General features: G+C 70.5%; 17 protein-coding genes and 1 pseudogene. 5 read left to right on the forward strand and 13 right to left on the reverse strand.

Annotation, left to right across the window (positions count from 1 at the left end):
• Positions 1 to 14: 14 nt before the first annotated feature.
• Positions 15 to 2,240, reverse strand: coding sequence for an RICIN domain-containing protein (locus tag ACWIHT_RS36300; RefSeq protein ID WP_456172617.1), 2,226 nt, complete (start codon positions 2,238 to 2,240; stop codon positions 15 to 17).
• 53 nt (positions 2,241 to 2,293) lie between these two features.
• Positions 2,294 to 3,664 (reverse strand): ricin-type beta-trefoil lectin domain protein, encoded by a 1,371-nt coding sequence (locus ACWIHT_RS36305; protein WP_456172618.1) that lies wholly within the window; start codon positions 3,662 to 3,664, stop codon positions 2,294 to 2,296.
• A gap of 306 nt (positions 3,665 to 3,970) precedes the next feature.
• Between ACWIHT_RS36305 and ACWIHT_RS36310 the strand changes: the two genes are divergently transcribed.
• From ACWIHT_RS36310 to ACWIHT_RS36320, 3 genes are all read left to right on the forward strand, one after another.
• Positions 3,971 to 4,480 (forward strand): hypothetical protein, encoded by a 510-nt coding sequence (locus ACWIHT_RS36310; RefSeq protein ID WP_456172619.1) that lies wholly within the window; start codon positions 3,971 to 3,973, stop codon positions 4,478 to 4,480.
• 63 nt (positions 4,481 to 4,543) lie between these two features.
• Positions 4,544 to 7,144: an ATP-binding protein gene (locus tag ACWIHT_RS36315; protein ID WP_456172621.1), complete on the forward strand. Its 2,601-nt coding sequence runs from the start codon at positions 4,544 to 4,546 to the stop codon at positions 7,142 to 7,144.
• Positions 7,145 to 7,246: 102 nt separating this feature from the next.
• Positions 7,247 to 8,671 carry an FAD-binding oxidoreductase gene (locus ACWIHT_RS36320; protein WP_456172622.1) on the forward strand — a complete coding sequence of 475 codons (1,425 nt, stop codon included), beginning with the start codon at positions 7,247 to 7,249 and terminating at the stop codon, positions 8,669 to 8,671.
• A gap of 25 nt (positions 8,672 to 8,696) precedes the next feature.
• On the opposite strand, the gene ACWIHT_RS36325 is transcribed toward ACWIHT_RS36320, so the two are convergent.
• The gene (locus ACWIHT_RS36325) at positions 8,697 to 9,449 is read right to left on the reverse strand and encodes an NPP1 family protein (protein WP_456172752.1); all 753 of its coding nucleotides are present in this window, start codon (positions 9,447 to 9,449) and stop codon (positions 8,697 to 8,699) included.
• Positions 9,450 to 9,760: 311 nt separating this feature from the next.
• Here ACWIHT_RS36325 and ACWIHT_RS36330 point away from each other — a divergent pair, with 311 nt between their 5' ends.
• Positions 9,761 to 10,720, forward strand: a complete 960-nt coding sequence (locus tag ACWIHT_RS36330; protein WP_456172624.1) for a LysR family transcriptional regulator — start codon at positions 9,761 to 9,763, stop codon at positions 10,718 to 10,720.
• Here the strand turns inward: ACWIHT_RS36330 and ACWIHT_RS36335 are convergent.
• From ACWIHT_RS36335 to mgrA, 9 genes and pseudogenes are all read right to left on the reverse strand, one after another.
• On the reverse strand, positions 10,699 to 11,988 hold the full coding sequence (locus ACWIHT_RS36335; RefSeq protein ID WP_456172625.1) for a vWA domain-containing protein: 1,290 nt from the start codon (positions 11,986 to 11,988) through the stop codon (positions 10,699 to 10,701). The two genes, ACWIHT_RS36330 and ACWIHT_RS36335, sit on opposite strands and share 22 nt — an antisense overlap.
• Positions 11,985 to 12,617, reverse strand: a complete 633-nt coding sequence (locus tag ACWIHT_RS36340) for an SRPBCC family protein (RefSeq protein WP_456172627.1) — start codon at positions 12,615 to 12,617, stop codon at positions 11,985 to 11,987. Before ACWIHT_RS36340 ends, ACWIHT_RS36335 begins: the two co-directional genes overlap by 4 nt.
• Positions 12,614 to 13,507 (reverse strand): AAA family ATPase, encoded by an 894-nt coding sequence (locus ACWIHT_RS36345; protein WP_456172628.1) that lies wholly within the window; start codon positions 13,505 to 13,507, stop codon positions 12,614 to 12,616. The genes ACWIHT_RS36340 and ACWIHT_RS36345 overlap by 4 nt, the downstream gene beginning before the upstream one ends.
• Positions 13,504 to 14,379, reverse strand: coding sequence for an XdhC family protein (locus ACWIHT_RS36350; protein ID WP_456172630.1), 876 nt, complete (start codon positions 14,377 to 14,379; stop codon positions 13,504 to 13,506). The genes ACWIHT_RS36345 and ACWIHT_RS36350 overlap by 4 nt, the downstream gene beginning before the upstream one ends.
• 11 nt (positions 14,380 to 14,390) lie before the next feature.
• Positions 14,391 to 16,787 carry an aerobic carbon-monoxide dehydrogenase large subunit gene (locus ACWIHT_RS36355; RefSeq protein WP_043662544.1) on the reverse strand — a complete coding sequence of 799 codons (2,397 nt, stop codon included), beginning with the start codon at positions 16,785 to 16,787 and terminating at the stop codon, positions 14,391 to 14,393.
• A complete protein-coding gene (locus ACWIHT_RS36360; RefSeq protein WP_456172631.1) occupies positions 16,784 to 17,305 on the reverse strand; it encodes a (2Fe-2S)-binding protein in 522 nt (173 codons plus the stop codon). Before ACWIHT_RS36360 ends, ACWIHT_RS36355 begins: the two co-directional genes overlap by 4 nt.
• Entirely contained in the window at positions 17,302 to 18,183 is an 882-nt protein-coding gene (locus tag ACWIHT_RS36365) for an FAD binding domain-containing protein (protein WP_456172633.1), read from the reverse strand. The genes ACWIHT_RS36360 and ACWIHT_RS36365 overlap by 4 nt, the downstream gene beginning before the upstream one ends.
• A gap of 130 nt (positions 18,184 to 18,313) precedes the next feature.
• Positions 18,314 to 19,318 carry a Dyp-type peroxidase gene (locus ACWIHT_RS36370; RefSeq protein WP_456172634.1) on the reverse strand — a complete coding sequence of 335 codons (1,005 nt, stop codon included), beginning with the start codon at positions 19,316 to 19,318 and terminating at the stop codon, positions 18,314 to 18,316.
• Between the two features lie 43 nt (positions 19,319 to 19,361).
• Positions 19,362 to 20,456: pseudogene (gene mgrA, locus ACWIHT_RS36375) on the reverse strand (L-glyceraldehyde 3-phosphate reductase).
• A gap of 94 nt (positions 20,457 to 20,550) precedes the next feature.
• Between mgrA and ACWIHT_RS36380 the strand changes: the two are divergent.
• On the forward strand, positions 20,551 to 21,621 hold the full coding sequence (locus ACWIHT_RS36380) for an LLM class flavin-dependent oxidoreductase (protein ID WP_456172635.1): 1,071 nt from the start codon (positions 20,551 to 20,553) through the stop codon (positions 21,619 to 21,621).
• Between the two features lie 5 nt (positions 21,622 to 21,626).
• On the opposite strand, the gene ACWIHT_RS36385 is transcribed toward ACWIHT_RS36380, so the two are convergent.
• Positions 21,627 to 22,907: an amidohydrolase family protein gene (locus tag ACWIHT_RS36385; RefSeq protein WP_456172637.1), complete on the reverse strand. Its 1,281-nt coding sequence runs from the start codon at positions 22,905 to 22,907 to the stop codon at positions 21,627 to 21,629.
• Position 22,908: the final 1 nt, after the last annotated feature.

Below are 22,908 nucleotides of genomic sequence, written 5' to 3' on the forward strand. Positions count from 1 at the left end.
CGTGCGGTCTCGGGCTACGGGTAGTTGGTTAGGTAGGCGACGTTGGTACTGGAGTTGGACGGTCCGCCGGTGCTGTTGATGATGTGGCTGATCGTGCCGACCCCGCCCAGCGAGACGGTCACCATGTCGTGGAACTTGACCCCGGACACGCTCGGCACCTCGAAGGCATGGTCGGCGACCACGCCGGAGTTGGAGCTGAAGTAGCAGTAGCTGCCAAGTCCCCACGCCTCATGGGTGGTTACACCGGCGGCGACCTTGTAGGCGGGGTAGCCCTTGCCGGTGCCGTTCATCCACGAGGCCTGGTTTGGCGGGTCGTAGGGCATCTCGTTCTGGAAGAAGTACGTCCGGCCGCCGTTGCCGTTCCAGACGACCTGGGTCTTCTGGAAGTGCTCGACGAACAGGCCGTACGCGGTCACGTTGGCGGCGTTGACGATCAGTCCGGTGTCCGCCGTGTTGGTGGTCCAGCCGACCGTGCCGCTGTTGCCGTGGTCGGCCCGCCAGATCCAGGTGTGGTCGACGATCGTGTTGGCGCTGTTGATCACCACGGAGTTGGTGGCCTTGCCAATGGTGGCGCCACCGATGCGGACGAAGACATCGGACAACTGCGTCGGGTCGGCCGCGTGCGAGGCGGTCGAGCCGGACAGGCCGATCTGCACCAGCGTCGCGGAGTTGGTGGTGCCCGCGTCGACCAGCAGACCCGCCAGCTCGATGCCGTCCACGTCGGCCGTGGAGATCGCGGTGATCCCGCCGTCCGGCACGAAGGTCGCCAGGCCCATGCCCAGCACGACCGTGTCGGGACGGGTGATGTTGATCGTCTGGTTGAGGTGGTAGACGCCGGGAGTGACGAGGAGGTTCTTGCCGGCCGCCAGCGCGGTGTTCATGTCGGCCGCGGTGGCGCCGGGCTTCACGATGTAGAACTGGTCGATCGGCAGCGACTTGCCCGCCGGGGTCTTCCCGCTCCACGTCGTGCCGACGGCGTTGGACTGGAGTCCGGGCACGAACACCTGGTAGGCGCCCGCGCTGTCGACGTAGAGGAAGGGCTTCTCGCGGATCGTCGGGGAGCTGGCGACGTTGGTGTACGTCGGGAAGGACTGGGCGGGTGCGCCCTGGTCGCCGACGAAGACCATGTTCCAGTTGGAGCCGGACCAACTGCCCATCGTGGAGTTCCTGGTGAGGAACTGCTGCTGGGTCCCGGACTGGATCTGGCCGTCGACCTTGGTGTCGGAGATGAAGCCGCCGCTGGACCAACCGCCGTCGTCCAGCGCCAGGTTGCCGCGCACGTGCATGCGGCGGTACGGCGCGGCCTGCGAGACGGCCCAACGGTCAGTGCCGCCGGTCGGGTTGACCGACAGGTTCTCGGCGTCGCGCCAGAAGTTCTGCGTCGCGTTGCCCTGGAACCAGTCGGCTTCGGCGTGCACGGCGCCGTTGATCGTCACGTCGTCCGGCGAGAAGCCGAGACCCGCGACCTGCGTGTAGAAGCCGACGTTGGCGTTGGCGCTGTACGTACCCGGCTTGAACAGCAGGGCCTGGCGGGCCGAGCCGAACTGGTTGGTCTGCTGCTGGGTGAAGACCGAGTCCAGCTTGGACTGGATGCTGGACGCCGACATCGACGGGTCGAACACCGTCACGTTGGGGCCGAAGTCCGGGGTGCCGGGCGGGTTGGTCGTACCGCCGCCGCTCAGCGTGAACGACTGCGCGGCCGTGCCGTTGCAGGTGTACTGCGCCAACTGCACGCTGTCGGCGGTCGACGCGCTCGGCACGTCCAGGCACTTGCCGCTGTTGCGGTTGACGAAGTGGTACGCGCCGTCGGACTCGACGACCGGCAGCCACTGCTGGTTGTTGCCGCCGGAGTACGTCCACAGCTGGATGGGCGCGGAGTCGGCGGTCGAGACGTTGGTGACGTCCCAGGCTTCGGCGCCGTTCAGGTTGCTGTTGACGCGGTAGTAGCCGCTGTCGGTGGCGACCAACTGCCAGTTCTGCGCGGTGCTTCCGTTGCACGTGTACTGCTGGACGGCGGTGCCGTCGGCACTCGCGGCCGAGCGGGCGTCGACACACTTGGCGCTGCCCTTGTTGACCACGGTGGTGTAGCCGGTCGGGATCGCGGCGGCAGCTGTGCTCGCCGCGCTCGCCGAACCCTGCGCGGCGAACTCGATGCCGGTCACGGTGGTCGCCACGAGCGCGACCGCCGTGAGCGCTCTCGGTATCACGTGGCGGCCGGACAGTCTTTTCCGTCTGAGCACGAATTCTCCTGTGGTGATGGGGGGTTGGGGAGGAAAGTCGCAGGGGGCGGCCGTCAGCCGGTGTACTGGGCGAAGATGCTGGTGAACTGCCAGTTGCTCTGGCTCACGCCCGAGCACGTGTCGTCGTTCGGGTAGGCGCCGGGGCAGGGCCGGTCACGGTTGGCCGACCAGAACGTCAGCCGCGCCAGGTGGTGCGCCTGGGCGTAGCCGAGGATGGTCTGGAAGTCGGCGGTGGTGACGGTCTCGCTGTTGTCGGTGATGCCGTTCATGGACGAGATGCCCATGTCCCGGTAGGCCGCGTCGTCGCTGTAGCCGTACGCGTTCTTCAACGCGGTCTTGAGGCCCTCGGCCGCGCGCTGGGTGAGCGTGCCCATGTTCTGGCCCGCGCCGCCGAAGTCGAACGGCATGATCGTCCAGGCGTCCACGGTCAGCCCGGACGAGGCGGCCCGGTTGATGAGGCTCGTGTCGGGACCGCTCTGGCCGGTGCCGATGGTGACGTACACCTTGATGCCCGGGTTGTTGGCCTTGACGGTCTTCAGCGCGTCCACGGTCCGCTGCTGCACGGTCCCGTTGCTGTACGCGTCGGCCTCGATGTCGATGTCGATGGCCTTCAACGAGTAGGCGCTGATGACCTTTTGGTACGCCGCCGCCAGTTCGCTCGCGCTGGAGCAGGAGCTCTCCAGCTTGTTGCCGCTGTAGCCGCCGAAGGACGGGACGACGTCACCGCCGTTGGCGCGCACGGTGTTGATGGTCGACTGGTCGACCCCGCCGGTCAGCGCCCGGCCGCCGTCCCACTGCGGGTTGCAGTAGCCGTTGCTCAGGACGAACGCGAGCGTGAACCACTTCACGCCGGTTGCGTTCATGACAGTCGTGGGGCTGGGCGGGTTGCCCCAGCCGTTGTAGAGGTACGGCGCGACGGCCATCGGCGCGGTCGTGGGCGGGGTGGTGCCGCCTGCGGCGGGTGCGGTCCACTTCTGGTTGGCGGCGCCGGAGCAGGTCCAGATCTGGGTACGGGTGCCGTTCGCCGTCGAACTCCCGGTGACGTCAAGGCACTTGTTCGCGGCCGGGTTCACGATGTCGTGCGCGGCCGTGACCGTCCACTGCTGGTTGGCGCTGCCCGCGCACGTCCACAGCTGGAGCTGGGCGCCGTTGGCCGTCGAATTGCCGGTGATGTCAAGGCACTTGCCGAGGGCGCGGATGGTCCCGTCGGAACCTACCGTCCACTGCTGGGCGGCCGTGCCGTTGCAGTCGTAGGTCTGTACGGCCGTACCGTCGGCCGAGCTGGCACCGGCCACGTCGAGACACTTGCCGGCCAGGCCGGTGATGGTGCCGGTCGCGGCCGAGGCGGAGGGGGCTCCGAGGGTGCCGACGGCGGTGAGGCCGAGGGACAGTGCGAGGGCGCAGCGCAGGGCGAGGCGTTGCATGACGAGGGGGCCTTTCGTCCTGGGGTGGGGGGTGGACGCCGCCGGCGGGAGGGCGGTGAGAGGTGAACACGGGTGTTCACATATGTGAGCGCAAAGTGCATTCATGGGAGGTCTGTTGGCTGGTGAACCTAAAGGTCTGCACCAAAGCCGTCAAGAGGTGCGACCGGAGAAGTCCCGCAGGTCGTACCTGAGTTGAGAAGTTGTAGGCGAAGGAAAAGAAATCGCCAGGACCATTGAGCGGCCGGTTCCCACAGGTCACACTGTGCGGGCTTCGTGATGATCGTCAGGGCGCGTGTCGGAGGAACCATGAACACAGCGGGGACCGCGGAGGTCGCGGTCCGGCACATACTCAGCGACAAGGTCGCGGGCGGCTTCCTCGCGCCGAGGACGCGCACGATCACCTGGTCCGCCGCCCACTACGTGGTGAAGCGGCCCGCTTCGGGCAAGCAGACGGTGGAGCTGACCTGCACCGAGTGCTCGGCCTCCCTGCTGGCCGAGGTCCGCGACCAGTCCTTCACCCGCACCTTCGCCGCCGTCCTGCGGATCATCGGCGTGGTCTGCGCCGTCGTCTTCCTCGCCGCCTTCGCCTACGCCGTCCACGAGGGCGGCAAGACCCTCCCCGAGGGGCAGTCGCTGCCGCTCCTCTTCCCGATCAGCGTGATCGCCGTCGCCGTCACCTTCGTCGCCGCGCCCACGTTCTACGTGCACGGCCGGAAGTACAACGGCGTCAGCATGCTCGACGCCCCCAAACCGCGCCGCAGGCACCAGATCAGACCCGTCCCGCCGGGACGGCGGAGCGTGCGAACTCCCCGCTGAGCCGGGCGGGTCCGGAATGTGACACCCGTACGGGATTTCCCCCTGAGTGGCAGAATCGACGCCGTGGATCGGGGGATCCTGGAACGCGAGCCGGAGCTGGTACGGCTGGCCACGGCCGCGCGTGAGGCGGCGGACGGGGCCGGATCCGTCGCGCTCGTCCTCGGCGAGGCCGGCATCGGAAAGTCGAGCCTGGTCAGGGCCATGCCCGAGCGGCTGCCACAGCACACCCGCATCCTCCTGGGTCAGTGCGACGACCTCGCCACCCGGCGCCCCCTCGGCCCGTTCCGCGACCTGATCGGCAGCGTCGGCGCCGAACTCGCCAGGGCCGTCATGGAGGGCGGCGACCGCCACCGCGTCTACGAGGCCCTGCTGGGAGAGCTGTCCGGTGTACCGCATCCGGCGGTACTCGTCGTGGAGGACGTCCACTGGGCCGACGAGGCCTCACTGGACGCACTGCGCTTCCTGGTCCGCCGGATGGCACAGCTGCCCGCCGTACTCGTCCTCACCTACCGGGACGACGAGTTGAGCCGCGAGCACCCGCTGCGCCACCTCCTCGGGCAGGTCTCCCGCGCGGACCGCGTGCACCGGCTGCCGCTGGCCCGCCTCTCCAAGTCGGCCGTGCGCACGCTCAGTTCGGCCAGCAGGCTCGACCCCGCCCAGGTGTACGAGGTGACCTCGGGCAACCCCTTCTTCGTCACCGAGATCCTCGCCGCCGGTGGCACCGGGACCGTACCTCCGACGGTCGTCGACGCGGTGCTCGCCCGGCTGCGCGGACTCGACGGCCGCAGCGTCGACGCGCTGGAACAACTCGCCGTGGTGCCCTCCGCCGTCGAACGCGCCCTCGTCGACACGCTGTTGGCGGACGGCGTGGCCGGGCTCGCCGCCGCCGAACAGCGCGGACTGCTCACGGTCGCCCCCGAACGGGTCGCGTTCCGCCACGAGTTGATCCGCCGGGCCGTCGCCGACTCGCTGCCGACGGCCCGCCGTATCGACCTCGACCGGCGGGTGCTCGCCGCGCTCGTGGCCCGGCCCGGCTCCGACCCGGCCCGTGTCGTCCACCACGCGGCGCGGGCCGGAGACCAGGACGCCATCGCCCGCTACGGCCCCGACGCGGCCCGCGACGCCACCGAGGCGGGCGCCCACCGCGAGGCCGCCGCCCATCTACGGCTCGTGCTGCGGCAGCGGCACCGCTACACCCCCGCCGAACTCGCCGACCTGCTCGAACGCTATGCCGTGGAGTGCTACACCCTCGCCGACTCCGTCGAGGCCGTCGCCGCCCAGCGCGATGCCGTGGCCCTGCGCCGCTCCCTCGGCGACACCCTCGCGCTCGGCGCCGACCTGCGCTGGCTGTCCCGCATCCACTGGTGGGCGGGCCACGCGGACGAGGCCCAGGACGCGGCACGAGAAGCCATCGCCGTGCTCGAACACGCCGGAGACGACCGTCTGTTGGCCCTCGCGCACAGCAACACCGCCCAACTGCGCATGCTCGCCGACCGGTACGCCGAAGCCCTCGCACACGGCGAACGCGCCATCGCCCTGGCCTGCCGCGCGGACGACCCGGCGATCCTGGCGCACGCCCTCAACAACGTGGGCACGACCCGCTGGCGCAGCGGAGACCCGGACGGGCGACGGCAGTTGGAGGAGAGCCTCGCGGTGGCACTGGCCGCGGGCGAGGTCGAACACGCCTGCCGGTCCTACGCCAACATCATCTGGACCCTCCTCGACAACCTCCAGTACGCCGAGGCCGACCATTTCCTGCCCCCGGCCATGGAACTCGCCGACCGTGCCGAGCACTTGGGGTTCCTCAACTACCTGCACGTCGAACAGGCCATGCGTCGACTGGCCGCCGCCGACTGGGAGGAGGCCGAGCGGCACGCCGAGTACGGGATGCACGAGTTCGTCCCGGCCCGCTGTCCCGCGCTGACCGTCCTGGCCCGCGTGCGGGTCCGCCGCGGCAGGACCGGCGCCGGTGAACTCCTCGACCAGGCCTGGGAGATCGCCGTACGGACCCGGGAGTTGCAGCGCACCGGACCGGTGGCCGCCGTACGGGCGGAGGCGGCCTGGCTGCGCGGCGATCACGCGGCGGCGGCCGAGGCGGCGGCGCCGGTCCACGCGCAGGCCGGGCGGCTCGACCACGGGCCCTATCGGGCCGAACTCGGCTACTGGCTCACCAAGGTCGGGCACGCGGTGCCCGCCGACGACAGCGACCACCCGTACGCGCTCCAGGCGGCCGGGGAGTGGAAGCGGGCCGCGGACCTCTGGCAGCAGGCCGGTTGTCCCTACGAACACGCCGCCGCGCTCGCCGAGAGCCCCGACCCGGCCGACAGACTCACCGCGCTCGCCCAACTCGACGCCCTCGGCGCCGAACCCCTCGCCCGGCTGGTCCGCGCCGAACTGCGCAGCCTGGGCGTCCGCCACGTCCCGCGCGGCCCGCACGCGGCGACCCGGGGCAACCCGGCCGGTCTCACGGACCGCCAACTCCAGGTCGTAGGACTGCTGGTGGACGGTCTGACCAACCCGGAGATCGCCGACCGCCTCGTCCTGTCCGTCCGTACCGTCGACAACCACGTCCGGGCCGTCCTGGAGAAACTCGACGCGCCCACCAGACGGCAGGCGGCCGCGCGTGCCGCGGAGCTGGGGCTGCCGCCGTACGGCGAAACCTAGGTAGCCGGGGGCGCCGAGGTGGGTGACGCGCACGGATGACCGCACAGTCGCGGGCGAAATACAACGAGCGGGTCATCCAGCGTGCCAAGAAACGGGGACCCCATGTCCAGCACACCCGCACCGGCCGCACAGGCCGCTCGCCGTGAACTGACCGACTTCAACGGGGAGTTGATCGGCCCCGACGACGCCACCTATCCGGAGGCTCGCGCCGTCTACAACGCGATGATCGACAAGCGGCCCGCGCTCATCGCGCGCTGCGCCGACGTGGACGCCGTGGCCCGCGTGATCGCCTTCGCCCGCGCCCACGACCTGCCCCTCGCGGTGCGCGGCGGCGGCCACCACGGCGCCGGACTCGGCACCGTCGAGGGGGGAGTGGTCGCCGACCTCGCCCCGCTCAAGGACATCCACGTGGACCCCGAGGCCCGTACGGTCCGGGTCGGCGGCGGTTGTGTCTGGGGCGAGGTGGACCGCGCGACCAACGCGCACGGGCTCGCCACGCCCAGCGGCATCATCTCCACCACCGGCGTCGGCGGCCTCGCCACCGGCGGCGGGCTCGGCCACCTCACCCGCAAGTGCGGGCTGACCATCGACAACCTGCTGGAGGCCGACCTCGTCCTTGCCGACGGCAGCCGGGTGCGGGCCAGCGCCGACGAGAACACCGACCTGTTCTGGGCGGTCCGGGGCGGCGGCGGCAACTTCGGCGTCGTCACCTCGTTCCTGTTCCGCCTGCACGAGATCAGCACGGTCGTCGCCGGACCCACCTTCTGGCCGGTCGAGATCAGCGCCGAAGTCCTCACCGCCTACCGGGAGTTCCTGCCGACCGCGCCCCGCGAACTGAACGCGTTCTTCCTGCACGGCAGCGTGCCGCCCGCCCCGCCGTTCCCCGAGGAGATCCGACTGCGCAAGACGGCGGGCGTGGTGTGGTGCTGGACCGGCGGCGACACCGAGGCCGCCGCGCGCGAGATGGCCCCGCTGCTGGACGCACTGCCCGCACCCTTGCTGCACGCGGCCGGACCGATGCAACACCCGGACATGCAGGGCATGTTCGACGGGCTCTACCCGCCCGGCGACCAGTGGTACTGGCGCGCCGACTTCGTCGACGAGATCCCGGACGAGGCCGTGGAACTCCACGCCAAGTTCGGCGCCGAGGTCCCCACCCCGCAGTCCACGATGCACCTCTACCCGATCGACGGCGCCGCCCACGACGTCGGCGACGACGAGACCCCGTGGGCGTATCGCGACGCACGCTGGGCGTCCGTCTTCGCCGGCGTCGACGGGGACCCCGCCAACGCCGAACTCGTCAAGAGGTGGGCCGTCGACTACCAGGAGGCCCTGCACCCGTACTCGGCGGGCGGCGCCTACGTGAACATGATGATGGACGAGGGACAGGAACGTGTCCGGGCCAGCTACCGGGGCAACTACGACCGGCTGGCCCGCATCAAGGCCGACCGTGACCCGGACAACGTTTTCCACCTCAACCAGAACATCCACCCGACCCCGAAAGCGCGCTACGAGACCCGCCCGTGACACCGACTCCGAGGCCGGGCCGACATCACGCGTTCGGGTCGAACGAGATGCCGGACGGCTTCGCGATGGACAGGGCGTAGTTGAAGTCCACGTCCCTGATCTTCAGCGTGGCCGAACCGAAGTCCGCGGCCAGGAGCTTGTCCTTGAGGCCCGCCGGGTAGCCGTTCCAGCCCACCAGACGCGGGTAGAACCAGTTGCCGGTGGCGTTCTCCGCGGGCTCGTCGTTCGTGTTGGCGAAGCGGAAGTCGTGCGAGCCGATGCCGTCCTTGTGGTAGACGATCTTGGGGTGTGTGCCGTCGAAGCGCACCCCCGAGGCCGCCGACACCTGGTAGGCGGAGTGCTGCGACACCGACACGTACTGGACCGTGTTGTCCTTGATCCACACCACGACGTGCTCCCAGTCGTGGGTGTGGCCGATCGCCGCCGGACCCAGGGTGACCTGGTCCTTCTCGAAGTAGCTTGCGTACATCACCGCACACCAGTCGTTGTTGCACTTCTCGCGGGAGTACGTGTTGGCGTTGTTGAGCTGGGCCATGTCGTGGCAGTGCCCGTTGACGTCGCCGCCGAGCTTCAGCCCGGGGTTGATGGTGCCGTCCAGACCGATGGCGGCCGTGGCGTAGCAGCCGTCGCCGTCGTAGTCGTAGGCCGGGGAGAAGGTCTGCTCCAGGCCGTCGGCGTTCTGCGGGAGCAGGGTGAGGACATTGGCCTGGGCGGCCGTCGCCTGGCCGACCACGAGGGCGAGCGCACCGAGGACGGTGACGACGGCGGAGCGGCGCAGGCGCCGGCCGCGGGACTTCGGGGCTCTCGCCGGGCTGTCGGTGGGGGGTGTCAGATCAGGCACGCTGGCTCCAGTTCTTGGCGGTGGGGGCGCTACTGGCTGCGCCAGGTCCAGACCATCGCAGGCCGATGTGTGCACGTCAACACCCTTGCGATGTACGGCCTTTGGCGCACCGCTGAACTCTCCCGCCTGTGCCTTTCCTGTGTCCCCGCGGCTCTCGGCGCGACCATGGCTCCCGGCGAACAGGTGCGCTAATTTGAGGTCCACGGCACAGGTGAATGGGCACCCGTGGTGAGTGCGGGAGGTTCCGGTTGACCCCGGCACAATTACGGGCCTTCGCAGCGACCGTCCGCCTCGGTTCCGTGAAGGCCGCCGCGGCCGACCTCGCCGTGACCGAGTCGGCCGTGTCGATCCACATCGCCCATCTCCGCAGAGAACTCGGCGACAAGCTCTTCGCCCGCACCGCCAACGGGCTCGCGTTCACCCCCGGCGGGCTACGGCTGGCCAGCCGGGCCGCCGAACTGCTGGGACTCCAGGACCGGACGATTCTCGAAGTCCAACAGGCCGGTACCGGGCGGAGGTTGCTGCGTGTCGCCGCGTCGAGTCTGTTCGCGGAACATGCCGCGCCCGGCCTGATCGAACTGTTCGCGGGGCGCGCCGACGATCTCGACGTCGAACTGAGCGTGCACGGCCCGCAGAACTTCGCCCCCCTGCTGCTCAACCGCTCCGTCGACGTGGCGATCGGACCCCGCCCGGCCACCCTCCACGACACGATGACCTGCACGCACTTCCTCAACTACCAGGTGATCGCTGTGGTGGGGTCCGACCACCCGCTGGCCACCTCGGCGAGTGTCGGTGCGGCCGAACTGCGGGGGCAGACCTGGCTGTTGGGGCCCTCGGCGGTCGGGCGGACGGGGATGGTGCCGTCGGTGCTGCGGCGGCTGGGTATCCCGGAACACAACCAGCGGATCTTTCAGAGTCATGCCGCGTCCGTCGACGAGGCCAAGCGGGGCAAGGGAGTTGCTCTCGCGGTCGCCTTCGCCGTGACGAAGGATCTTGCCGAGGGTGACCTCCGTCGGCTGAACGGGCCCCAACTGCCCGCGCGCGGTTCGTGGAATCTGCTCACGCTTCCCGACCGTGAAGCGCCCGCCGCTGCCGCGGAGTTGCGGCGGTTTGTCACTACGCCTCGGGCTACGCAGGCGATGTTGCGGGGGGCGGGGGTTACGGCAGGGCGGTTTCGGCCGGCTATTCATGTGACGTTGTGGAGTTGAGGGGGTGGGTTCTTCGACTGCGGGCCGGTGGGGGCTGGGCGCGCAGTTCCCCGCGCCCGTTTGGGGCGCTTATCGAGCCGTGCGATTTCATCGGGCACCCGCAGCAGCGCGCCGAAGCTGTCGGCCGGTAGGAGCAGGTCGATGTACGGCATTGCCGCCGTCATCGTCGTCGTGCGGGGAATGAAGCCGGAGGCCGCGGCGCGGGGGTTGAGCCAGATCACCGTGTGGGCGCGGCGGCGCAGTCTGGCCATGGCCGTGGCCAGGTGGTGCGGGGGATCGCCGTCCCAGCCGTCCGAGGCGATCAGTACGACCGCGCCGCGCAGGGTGCCGCCGTGGTGCGAGGCGAGGAGTGTGCCCAGGCAGTGGGCGATGCGGGTGCCGCCGAAGCGGTCGGTGACCCGCTCGGTCGCCTCGTTGAACGCCTCCCGTGCCGAGTGGTGGGCGAGCACCGGCGTGAGCCGGGTCAACGACGTGGCGAACGCGAAGACTTCGGCACGGGTCGCCACCGCGAGGGCGCGCATCAGGTACAGATACGCCACCGCCTGGGCCTGCATCGAGCGGCTCACGTCGCACAGCACCACGACCCGGCGCGGCCGGTCCACCGGCCCCGCCCGGACCAGCCGTACCGGCTCCCAACCGGTGCGTCGGGCCTGCGCCACCGTCTCCCGGACCGCCACCCGACGACCGCCCGTCCGTACGGCGAGGCGTCGGGTGCGGCGCACGGGCCACTCCCGCAGCCGCGACTCCAGCCAGCGGCCGAGCAACTCGGCCTGTTCCGCGCTCAGTTCACCGAACGGTGTGTCCACCGCTGCCGCCAGATCGCTCGGTAGCCGCTCGGGGACGGTGAGGACGTGGTCCGCACTGTGGTCGGCGGTGTCCACGGCGGGCGGCAGGGTCACCCACGGCAGACCGGAACCCCCGACGGGGGCGCTGCCGTGAGAGTCGGTGCCCCCGGAGTCCTGGCCTTCGGCCCACGCGTCGTGCCCATTGCGGCGCGCGTTCGGGTCGAGGGCGAGCACGGACTGGCCGAACACCGCGTCGAAGACCTCGTCGAAGCGGGCCAGTTGGGGATGGTCGCGTACGAGGGTGACGCGGGCCGTCCAGTACAGCGACGTCCGTGTCCCGGGCGGGACCGCGGCCAGCGCCAGCACGAAGTCCCGGACGGCGGTCGGGCCCACCGGGACGCCGTGCTCCCTGAGCCGGGTGGCCAGCGCGGTGGCGAAGGCCGCCCGGTCGACGGCGGGCAGCAGAGGGCCAGTTGGTGTCATCGGACCAGGAGATAGACCACCACCGCGATGACGACTGCCGCGACGACAGCGGGGATCAGCCGCTTGTACACGGACGTGCCGGCCACCTGCATCAGGTTCAGCGGTTCGGCCGGCGGCGGCGCCACGGAGACCGGTTCCGTCTCCGCCGTTGGCGCCTCCTGCGTCGCCAGCGGCTGAGCTTCCACGTTCGCCAGCAGTTGCGTCTCCACGTTCGCCACGAACTGCGCGAACAGCTTCTCCGAGATCTCCTTGATCATGCCGCTGCCGAACTGGGCCAGCCTGCCGCTGATGTTGAGGTCCGTGCTGACCGTCACGACCGTGCTCGTGCCCTCGCCGCGCAGCCGGGCGTCGACCGTCGCGGACGCGTTGCCGCCGCCGCGCATGTCCTTCCCGGCCGCGCTGATCACGGCGTGATGGGCGGCCTCGTCCCGCTCCACGAAGCGTGCCGTGCCCGCGAACTGGCTGACCATGGGCCCGACTTTGACCCTGACCTTGCCCCGGTGGACGTCGCCGTCGACGCCGGTGAGTTCGGCGCCGGGCATGCACGGGGCGAGGGCCTCCAGATCGGTGAGGGCCTGCCACGCCCGCTCGACCGGCACACCGACGCTGAACTCGTTGTCGATCTTCATGGTCTCCTCGCTTCTTCGGGATAGCCGAGTGCGTCGAGGGCCCCGACGACGGCGATGCGGTCGTCGGGGCTCTTGGCGACCGTGCTGAGCGTGCGGACGATGTCGTCACGGGCCAGCCGCGCGACCCGCAGGGCCGCCAGGGCGGAGACCCAGTCGATGGCCTCCGCCATGCCGGGCGCCTTGTCGAGGTCCAACTCCCGTACCCGGCCGATGAATTCGGTGGTCGACGCGATCAGCGGCTCGTTCGCGGCCGGTACCGTGCGGCGCAGGATCTCCGCCGTGCGTTCAGGGGTGGGGAAGTCGATCCAGTGGTAGAGGCAGCGCCTGCGCAGCGCGTCGTGGAGTTCCCGGCTGCGGTTGGAGGTCAGCACCACGACGGGCGGTCGTACGGCGGTGAAGGTGCCCAACTCCGGGACAGTGATGGACCGTTCGCCCAGGAACTCGAAGAGCAGGGCCTCGAACTCGTCGTCGGCCCGGTCGATCTCGTCGATCAACAGCACGGGCGGCAATGGACCTTGATGGCGGACCGCCCGCAACAGGGGCCGGTCGAGCAGGAATTCCTCGCTGAACAGGTCGGCGTCGGACAGTTCGCGCCCGTGCGCCTCGGTGAGCCGGACGGCCAGCAACTGGCGCTGGTAGTTCCACTCGTACAGCGCCTCGCCCGCCGTCAGCCCCTCGTAGCACTGGAGCCGGATCAGCGGCGTGCCCAGGGCCTTGGCGAGGGCCTTCGCGGCACTGGTCTTGCCCACGCCCGGCTCGCCCTCCAGCAGCAGCGGCCGGTCGAGCAGCGTGGCGAGGAGGAGCGCGGTCGCCGTGCCGTCGTCGACGAGGTGGCCGACCTCGCCGAGCCGCCGCCGTACGTCGTCGGCGTCCTTGAAGAGTGCGCTCACCCCGTGGCACCTGTGGACCAGCGGTCCCGGCAGCCGGTCCCGCAGAACCAGAACTCGCCTTCCCCGGTGGCGAGATGGGGAGTGTCGGCGCTCACGGTGACGGTCATTCCGCACACCGGGTCCACGGCCTGGGCAGGACGCTCGGGCACGGCGGCCTTCGTCGCATGGACGACCCGCACCACGTCCGCGAGGATCGACAGCGCGATCTCGGGTGGCGTACGGGCGCCGATGTCCAGTCCGGCGGGAGCCTGGACACGGGCCCGTTCCGGCTCCGTCAGGCCGAGTTCGTCGAGGAGGGCGGCGGCGCGGCGGTGGCTCGCGACCAGGGCGATATGGCCGACACCCGCGTCCAGGGCGGCGCGTAGGGACTCCGCGTCGCCCCTGCCCTGCCCGGCCACGATCACGGCGGCGGTGTGGTCGGAGGGCGGTCCTTCCGGCAGCGAGCGGGCCGTGGCGTAACCGAGCAGGGCGGCGAACGCGACGCAGGCCTCCGCCACGGGCGTGGTCCCGACGACCTCGATCAGCGGTGGCGGCAGCACCGGCTCCAGGAAGATCTCCAACGCCCCGCCGGACAGGCAGGGGTTGATGACGACCCGCGCCCCGGGTGTCTCGGGGAACTCGGCGTCCCCCTGCGGCAGAACGCGCAGCAGCAGCGGTCCGCCGTCGTGCAGGGCGCCGAGCGCGGCCGTACGCACGGAGCCCTCGGCGCACTGGCCGCCGACGAAGCCGTCGATGGTGCCGTCGCCGTGGACGATGGCCTCGTCGCCCGGGTGCGCCGAGGCGGGCGCCTGGGCGCGGACCACGCGTGCGTGGACGAACGGCACGCGCCGCTCGGTGAGTTCGAGCGCGCGGGCACTCAACTTGCCGGTCATCACAGCCACCTTCAGATCGGCGGGGTCGGTCGGCCCTGCATCGCCTCCCACACCCGCGAGGGTGTGAGCGGCATGTCCGCGTGCCGGATGCCGTACGGCTTCAGGGCGTCGACCACCGCGTTGACGATCGCGGGCGGCGAGCCGACCGTCGCGGACTCGCCGACCCCCTTGGCGCCGATGGGGTGGTGCGGGGACGGCGTGACGGTGAACCCGGTCTCCCAGTCCGGGACTTCGAGCGAGGTGGGGATCAGATAGTCCATCAGCGAGCCGCTCAGGCAGTTGCCGTCCTCGTCGAAGGAGATCATCTCCATCAGCGCCATGCCGACGCCGTCGGTGAGGCCGCCGTGCACCTGCCCCTCGATGATCATCGGGTTGATACGGGTGCCGCAGTCGTCGACCGCGACGAAGCGGCGGACGGTCACCTTCGCCGTGCCCGGGTCGATGTCGACGACGCAGATATAGGCGCCGTGCGGATAGGTGAGGTTCTCCGGGTTGTAGCAGATCTGCGCCTCCAGACCGCCCTCCACGCCCTCGGGCAGATCGCCCGCGCCGTGTGCCCGCATCGCGATGGCCTGGATGGTGACCGAGGCCTCCGGGTCGCCCGCGACATGGAAGGAACCCTTCTCCCACTCCAGGTCGGCGACCGACACCTCCAGCATTCCGGAGGCGATCAGCCGTGCCTTGTCCCGCACCTTGCGGGCGACCAGCGCGGCGGCGGCACCCGAGACGGGGGTGGACCGGCTGCCGTAGGTGCCGAGGCCGAACGGGGTCTGGTCGGTGTCGCCGTGCACCACGTCGATGTCCTGCGGCGGGATGCCGAGCTCCTCGGCGACGATCTGCGCGAACGTCGTCTCGTGCCCCTGGCCCTGCGACTGCACCGAGAGTCGTACGACCGCCTTCCCGGTCGGATGCACCCGCAGTTCGCAGCCGTCGGCCATGCCGAGGCCGAGGATGTCCATGTCCTTGCGGGGGCCCGCGCCGACCGCCTCGGTGAAGAACGAGACGCCGATGCCCATGAGTTCACCGCGGGCCCGCTTCTCGGCCTGCTCGGCGCGCAGGGCGTCGTAGCCGGCGAGTTCCTTGGCCAGTTCCATGGTGGGCGCGTAGTTGCCGGAGTCGTAGACCCAGCCCGTCTTGGTGCGGAAGGGGAACTGTTCGGGGCGGATGAAGTTCTTCATCCTCAACTCGACCGGGTCCATGGCGAGTTCGTAGGCGAGGCAGTCGACGATCCGCTCGATCAGGTAGACGGCCTCGGTGATGCGGAACGAGCAGGCGTAAGCGACCCCGCCGGGTGCCTTGTTGGTGTAGACGGCGGTCATCTTGCAGTGGGCGGCCTCGATGTCGTAGCTGCCGGTGAAGACACCGAAGAAGCCGGCCGGGTACTTCACGGGCGCGGCCGTGCCGTTGAACGCGCCGTGATCGGCGAGGACTTGGGTGCGGACGGCGAGGATACGGCCGTCACGGGTGGCCGCTATCTCGCCGCGCATCACGTAGTCGCGGGCGAAGCCGGTGCTGATGAGGTTCTCCGCGCGATCCTCCATCCACTTCACCGGCTTGCCGGTGAGGAGTGAACCGACGATCGCGCACACGTAACCCGGGTAGATCGGCACCTTGTTGCCGAAGCCGCCGCCGATGTCGGGGGAGATCACCCTGATCTTGTGCTCCGGGAGTCCGGCGACGATCGCGTAGAGGGTGCGGTGGGCGTGCGGGGCCTGGGTGGTGGACCAGAGGGTGAGGCGGCCGTCGACCTGGTCGAAGTCCGCTACCGCGCCGCACGTTTCCATCGGCGCGGGGTGGACGCGCGGGTAGACGATGTCCTCGGTGACCACGACGTCCGCGCGGGCGAAGACGGCCTCGGTCTCGGCCTCGTCGCCGGTCTCCCAGTCGAAGCAGTGGTTGTCGGCCTTGCCCTCCAGGTCGTCGCGGATGACGGGCGCGTCGGGGGAGAGGGCGGTGCGGACGTCGATCACCGGGTCGAGGGGTTCGTACTCGACGTCGATCAACTCCAGGGCGTCCCGCGCCGCGTAGCGGTCCTCCGCTACGACGAAGGCGACCTCCTGGCCCTGGAAGCGGACCTTGTCGGTGGCCAGGACCGCCTGCACGTCGTTCGAGAGGGTCGGCATCCACGCCAGGCCCTTCTCGGCGAGCATCGCGCCGGTGACGACCAGGCGGACCTTCGGGTGGGCCTCGGCGAGCGTGGTGTCGACGGAGAGGACACGAGCGTGCGCGAACGGCGAGCGCAGGATGGCCAGATGGAGCATGCCGGGGAGGTCCAGGTCGTCGACGTAGCGGCCCTTGCCGCGGACGAAGCGCGGGTCCTCCTTGCGGAGCATCCGGCCGTGGCCGCAGGGTTTCTTGTCGTTGTCGACGAACGCGGTGCGGTGGCCGTTCTCGGAGACGGCGGTCATGACGCGCCTCCAGAGACCGAAGTGGTCGGTGTTTCCAGGGACGTTCGGGTGCCCGCCTCCTCGGCCGCCGCCCACCGGACCGAGCGGACGATGGTCGCGTAACCGGTGCAGCGGCAGATCTGCCCGGAGATCGCCTCCCGGATCTCCGTGTCGGACGGGTCGGGATTGCGGTCCAGCAGCGCGCGGGCCGTCATCATCATGCCGGGCGTGCAGAAGCCGCACTGGAGGCCGTGGCACTCGACGAACCCGCGCTGTACCGGGTCGAGTTCACCGTTCTGTTCCAAGCCCTCGACGGTGCGCACTTCGTGTCCGCCCGCCATCGCGGCAAGGACGGTGCAGGACTTGACCGGTTCGCCGTCCAACCACACCACGCACGTACCGCAGTTGCTGGTGTCGCACCCCCAGTGGGTGCCGGTGAGCCGGAGGTGGTCGCGCAGGAAGTGGACCAGCAGCAGCCGCCCCTCTATCTCCCGGGTGACCTCTTCGCCGTTGACGACCATACTGACCTGCACGATCACACCTCCTGTCCGTCGATGCGGGCCACCGACCGGCGCAGCACGCGCACGGTCAACTCCCTTGCCAGATGGCGCTTGTACTCGGCGCTGCCGCGCCGGTCGGTCACGGGGGAGGAGGCCTCGGCGGCGATGTCCCCGCCCTGTCCGTACAGTTCCTCGGTCGGGCGCCGGCCACGCAAGGCGTCGGCGATACCGGGGATGCCCGCCGTGTTGGGTCCCACGGCGGCGAGCCCGACCCGGGCGTCCGCGATCAGTCCGTCGCCGTCCAGCCACACCGCGGCGCCGGCCGAGACCACCGCCCAGTCACCGGCTCGGCGTTCGACCTTCTCGTACGCGCTGGAGCCGTTCGGGCGGACCGGGAAGCGGACCTCGGTGAGGATCTCCGCGTCACCGACGGCGGTCTCGTACGGCCCCCGGTGGAAGTCCTCCATGGACACGACCCGTTGGCCGTCCACGCCCTGGATCACGCAACTGGCGTCGAGCGTGGTGCACACCGCGGAGAGGTCCTCGGACGGGTCGGCCTGGCAGAGGGAGCCGCCGAGCGTGCCCCGGTTGCGCACCACGGGGTCGGCGATGACGCGCTCGGCGTCGCGGAACACCGGGAAGGCGGCGGCGAGTTCGTCCGACTCCAGGAGTTCGCGGTGGCGGGTCATCGCGCCGATGCGGATCAGTCCGGGTTCGACCCGGATGTAACCCAGTTCGTCGTGCAGGTCGTTGATGTCGATCAGGTACTCGAAGTTGGCCAGCCGCAACTTCATCATCGGGATCAGACTGTGCCCGCCGGCCACCAGCCGTGCGGTGTCGCCCAGCCGGTCGAGCAGCGCGACCGCCTCGCCGACGCTGCCGACCCGCTGGTACTCGAACGGAGCGGGAACCTGCATACCGCAATCCCCCTGTCCTGCACGTCGGTTGGCCGGTTGGCCGGTTGGCCGGTTGGCCGGTCGGCCGGGCGCCGTGTCCGGGCCTCATTGGGCGCCCGGCGGACGGGGGTGTCAACGGCTGGTTAACCGTTCACTTAAGTTGCTCGTCCTGGAGAACCGGGGGAGCGGGCAGGTCGTCCAGGAAGTCCGCCGAGGGGACGAAGAAGAGACTCCCGGTGACGGCCGTGGAGAAGTCCAGAATGCGGTCGTGGGCCGCGGAGTCCGTGCCCAGGAACATGTTCCGCAGCATCTGTTCCGTGACCGAGGGAGTACGGGCGTACCCGATGAAGTAGGTGCCGAACTCTCCCTGTCCCGCGCTGCCGAAGGGCATGTTGTCGCGCAGGATCTTCCGCTCGGTGCCGTCCGGGCCCGTGATGACGTTGAGGGCGATGTGCGAGTCGGCCGGTTTGACGTCGTCGTCCATCTCCATGTTGGTCAACTTCGTGCGTCCGACGACCCGTTCCTGCTGCTCCACCGTCAGAGAGTTCCAAGCAGCCATGTCGTGCAGGTACTTCTGCACGATCACATAGCTGCCGCCCGCGAACTCCGGGTCCTCGTCGCCGACCACCACCGCCTGGCGGGCCACCTGCCCGACGGGGTTCTCCGTGCCGTCGACGAAGCCCAGCAGATCGCGCAGGTCGAAGTACTGGAACCCGGACACCTCGTCCCGCACGGAGGCCGCGCCGCCCAGTCGGCCCATGATCTCGGTGGCCAACTCGAAGCACAGGTCGGCTCGTACGGCCTTGATGTGGAACAGCAGGTCGCCCGGGGTGGAGACGGCGGTGTGGCGGTCGCCGGTGAGTTCGCGGAACGGGTGCAGCTCGGCGGGGCGCGGACCGTCGAACAGCCGGTCCCACGCCTCCGATCCGACACCGGTGACGCAGCTGAGGCGTCCGCCCGGGGCACGGAACCCGATGGACCGGATCAACCCGCCCAGATCGCCGAGGAGTTGGCGTACCGTCTCCTCGCCACCCGGCTCCACGGTGACGACGAGAAAGGTCGCGCTGGGAGTCAGCGACTCCAGCACCGCCTGTGTGGTCGGGACGATCCCCTCGCCACCGCTTCCGTCCGTGCCCTCGACTGTCATGTACTCCATGCCTCCGCCGTGTCCTGGGAGGTACCGGCCGGCACCTCGCGACTCAGCCGAGTTTCCCAGTCCGCGCGTCCCGCCACAGATCCACCCCGCCGTCGACGGCGTACGAGTCGATCTCGGCCAGCTCCTCGTCGCTGAAGTCGAGGTTGTCGAGCGCGGCCACGTTCTGTTCGAGCTGCTCCGTGCGCGAGGCGCCGATCACCAGCGAGGTGACCCGCTCGTCGCGCAGCGCCCAGGCGAGCGCCATCTGCGCCAGGGTCTGACCGCGCTTGGCCGCGATGTCGTTCAGCGCGCGCAGCCGGCGCACCATGTCCTCGGTCAGCCAGCCCGCGTCGAACGACGTGCCCTGCGCGGCCCGCGAGCCCTCCGGAATGCCGTCCAGGTACCGCCCGGTCAGCAGCCCCTGCGCCAGCGCCGTGAAACCGATGACCCCGAAGCCCTCGTCCCGCGCCGCGTCGAGCAGTCCGTCGTGCTCTATCCAACGGTTGAGCATGCTGTACGACGGCTGGTGGATGAGCAGCGGTGTGCCCAGCTCGCGGAGGATCGCGGCGGCCTGACGGGACCGCTCGGCGTCGTAGGAGGAGATGCCGACGTAGAGGGCCTTGCCCTGGCGGACGGCGGTGTCCAGCGCGCCCATGGTCTCTTCGAGCGGGGTGCCCGCGTCGAGGCGGTGGGAGTAGAAGATGTCCACCTAGTCGAGGCCGGTGCGCTTCAGGGACTGGTTGAGGGAGGCGAGCACGTACTTGCGGGAGCCGCCGCCCTGGCCGTAGGGGCCGGGCCACATGTCCCAGCCGGCCTTGGTGGAGACGACCAGCTCGTCCCGGTACGGCGCGAGGTCCTGCTTCAGCAGTCGGCCGAAGTTGGACTCGGCGGCGCCGTAGGGCGGGCCGTAGTTGTTCGCCAGGTCGTGGTGGGTGATGCCGAGGTCGAAGGCGCGCAGCGCGATCTCGCGCTGGGTCTCGAACGGCCGGTCGTCACCGAAGTTGTGCCAGTAGCCCAGCGAGAGCAGGGGCAGGTCGAGCCCCGAGCGGCCCGTGCGGCGGTAGCGCATCGTGCTGTCGTAGCGCCCCGGATCTGCGATGTGGTTTACCGCGCCAACTCTGCCCGCGCCCGCCGCGCGCGTCCAACCGATCCCGGTCATCGCATTCAGCAGCGCCGCCGCATAATCCGGCGGCGGCTCGCTGAGCGGACCGCTGCTATTCGGTGGCCCCTCGTCCGTCCCTAGGGTCCTTTTCATGAACTGCGACATATCGGTGGGCGTCGACCCGGTGGACGTCGACGAGGAACCGCTGCGGATCGGCGTGCGCGTCCCGCCCTGTGACCGGGCGGACCGGGTGGCCCGGACCGCGCGCCGGGCCGAGGACCTGGGCTTCGACCAAGTGTGGTTCCCCGACTCGCAGTTGCTGTGGCGGGACGTGTTCACCACCCTCACCGCCGCGGCCTTCGCCACCGAGCGCATCGGCCTCGGCACCGCCGTCACCAATCTGGCCACCCGGCACCCGTCCGTCGTCGCGTCGGCCGCGCGCAGCGTCGCCGAACTCGCGCCCGGCAGGTTCACCCTCGGCCTCGGCGTGGGCAACAGCTCCGTGGGACCCGTGGGCCTGCCGCAGACCGGCTCGGCGGCACTGCGCGAGGGGCTGACCATGCTGCGCGCCCTGCTGGACGGGCAGGAGTGGGACTTCCAGGGCAAGGTCCGCTCCCGGCTCCGCGACCCGCAGCCGTCCGTGCCACTGCACCTGGCGGCGAGCGGACCCCGGAACCTGCGCCTCGCCGGGGAGATCGCCGACGGGGTCATCCTGCTCAGCGGGGTCTCACCGCGCACCCTGGCCGCCGCCACCGCCAAGGTGCGGGAAGGTGCCGAGGCGGCCGGCCGGAGCGCCGCGACCCTCCCGGTGACGGTGTCCGCGTTCTGCGAGGTGACCGACGACATCGAGGCCGACGCCCGCCTGATCAAACCGATCTGCGCCTCGATCGCCCAGAACGGCGGCGCGTCCTTCCTCGCCCTCGCCGGTATCGAGGTCGACGTCCCCGCGACCGTCGAGGGCGTCTACCCGGACCTCGTGCACGCCGAGGACTGGGACGCGGCCGTGGAGATCTGCTCGGCCTGGATCAGCGACGAGACGGCCGTCCGCTTCGCCGAGGAGTTCTGCCTCTTCGGCACGCCCACCCAGATCACCGAACGGCTCCGCACCCTGCGCGCCTCGGGAGTGACCGACGTGTTCCTCCAGCACGTCGGCTCCTACGACCCGCCCACCGACCTGATCGAGACCATCGGCTCCTCGGTCCTGCCGGCCCTCCGCCGGTGAGGCCGTCAGCGCGCCCCGGCCGGGGGCAGCAGATCCTTGCGTACGACACCGTCCTGGACGACACACACGATGTTGCCGGGATCGCCCAGCACGCCGATGTCCTTGAGCGGGTCGCCCTCGCACATGACCAGGTCGGCGGTCTTGCCGACGGTCAGGGTGCCGAGCCGGTCGGACAGGCCCAGGAGCTCGGCGGAGACACGGGTTCCGGCCACGATCGCCGCCATGGGGTCCATGCCCAGGTCCACGAGGAAGCGGAGTTCCAGCAGGTTCTGGCCGTGCGGGCAGACGGCCGCGTCGGTGCCGAGCGCGATCCGGGCGCCCTGCTCGATGGCACGGGCGATGTTCTCCTTGGTGATGCCCGACCAGCGGACCTTCTTCTGGTAGTGGTGCTCCGGCATCAGGTCCCTGTCGATGCCCGCGAACACCGTGGACAGCGTCGGTACGACGAACGTGCCCCGCTCGCCCGCCAGGTCCAGCGCCTCCTCGTCCAGGCCGTAGCCGTGCTCGATGCTGGTGACACCGCCGCGGATCGCGTTGAGGATGCCCGCGGTGCCCTGCGCGTGCGCGGCGACCGGTTTGCCGCCGTGGCGCCGGCACTCGTCGACCACGGCCCGGATCTCCTCCTCCATCAGCCCCTCGTCCTCGGGCTGGTCGTAGGGGCTGGCCATGCCACCGCTCGCACAGATCTTGATCACGTCGGCGCCCGCGCGCAGCATCCTGCGGACCGCGAGCCGGGACTCGTCCACGGTGTCGGCCAGTTCGGCCATCTCGCCGCCGCTGAGGTCCGTGCCGTCCAGGAGACGGAAGTCGGCGTGGCCGCCGGTGTGGCTGATGATCCGTACGGCGGTGTGCAGCCGGGGCCCGACGATCCGGCCGGTCGCCACGGCGGTACGGAACCCGGCGGACAGTCCGCCCAGGTCACGGGCGGTGGTGATACCCGCGTCCAGGGTCTGCCGCAGCCGGGTCGCGGTGTCGTAGGTGACGAGGACCGGGTCGAGTTCGCCGCGCCGCCCGGGCGGCGAGCCCTGCGCGTACGCGAGGTGGGTGTGGCAGTCGAAGAACCCGGGGAGCACGGTCCGGCCGCCCGCGTCGATGATCCGGACCGCCGAGCCGTCACCGGGCACGGGCGGGGCCGTAGCCGCAGGTCCTGCGTACGTGAGCGTGCCCGCCGCGTCCGCGACGACGACGGCGTCGGCCACCGGGACGGCACCGGTACCGTCGACGAGGCGGGCGTTCTCGACGCGCAAAGCGGTCCGAAAGTTCTCTTGCGTCATGGCATCCGTCATG

The organism is Streptomyces sp. NPDC002276 (assembly GCF_053891435.1).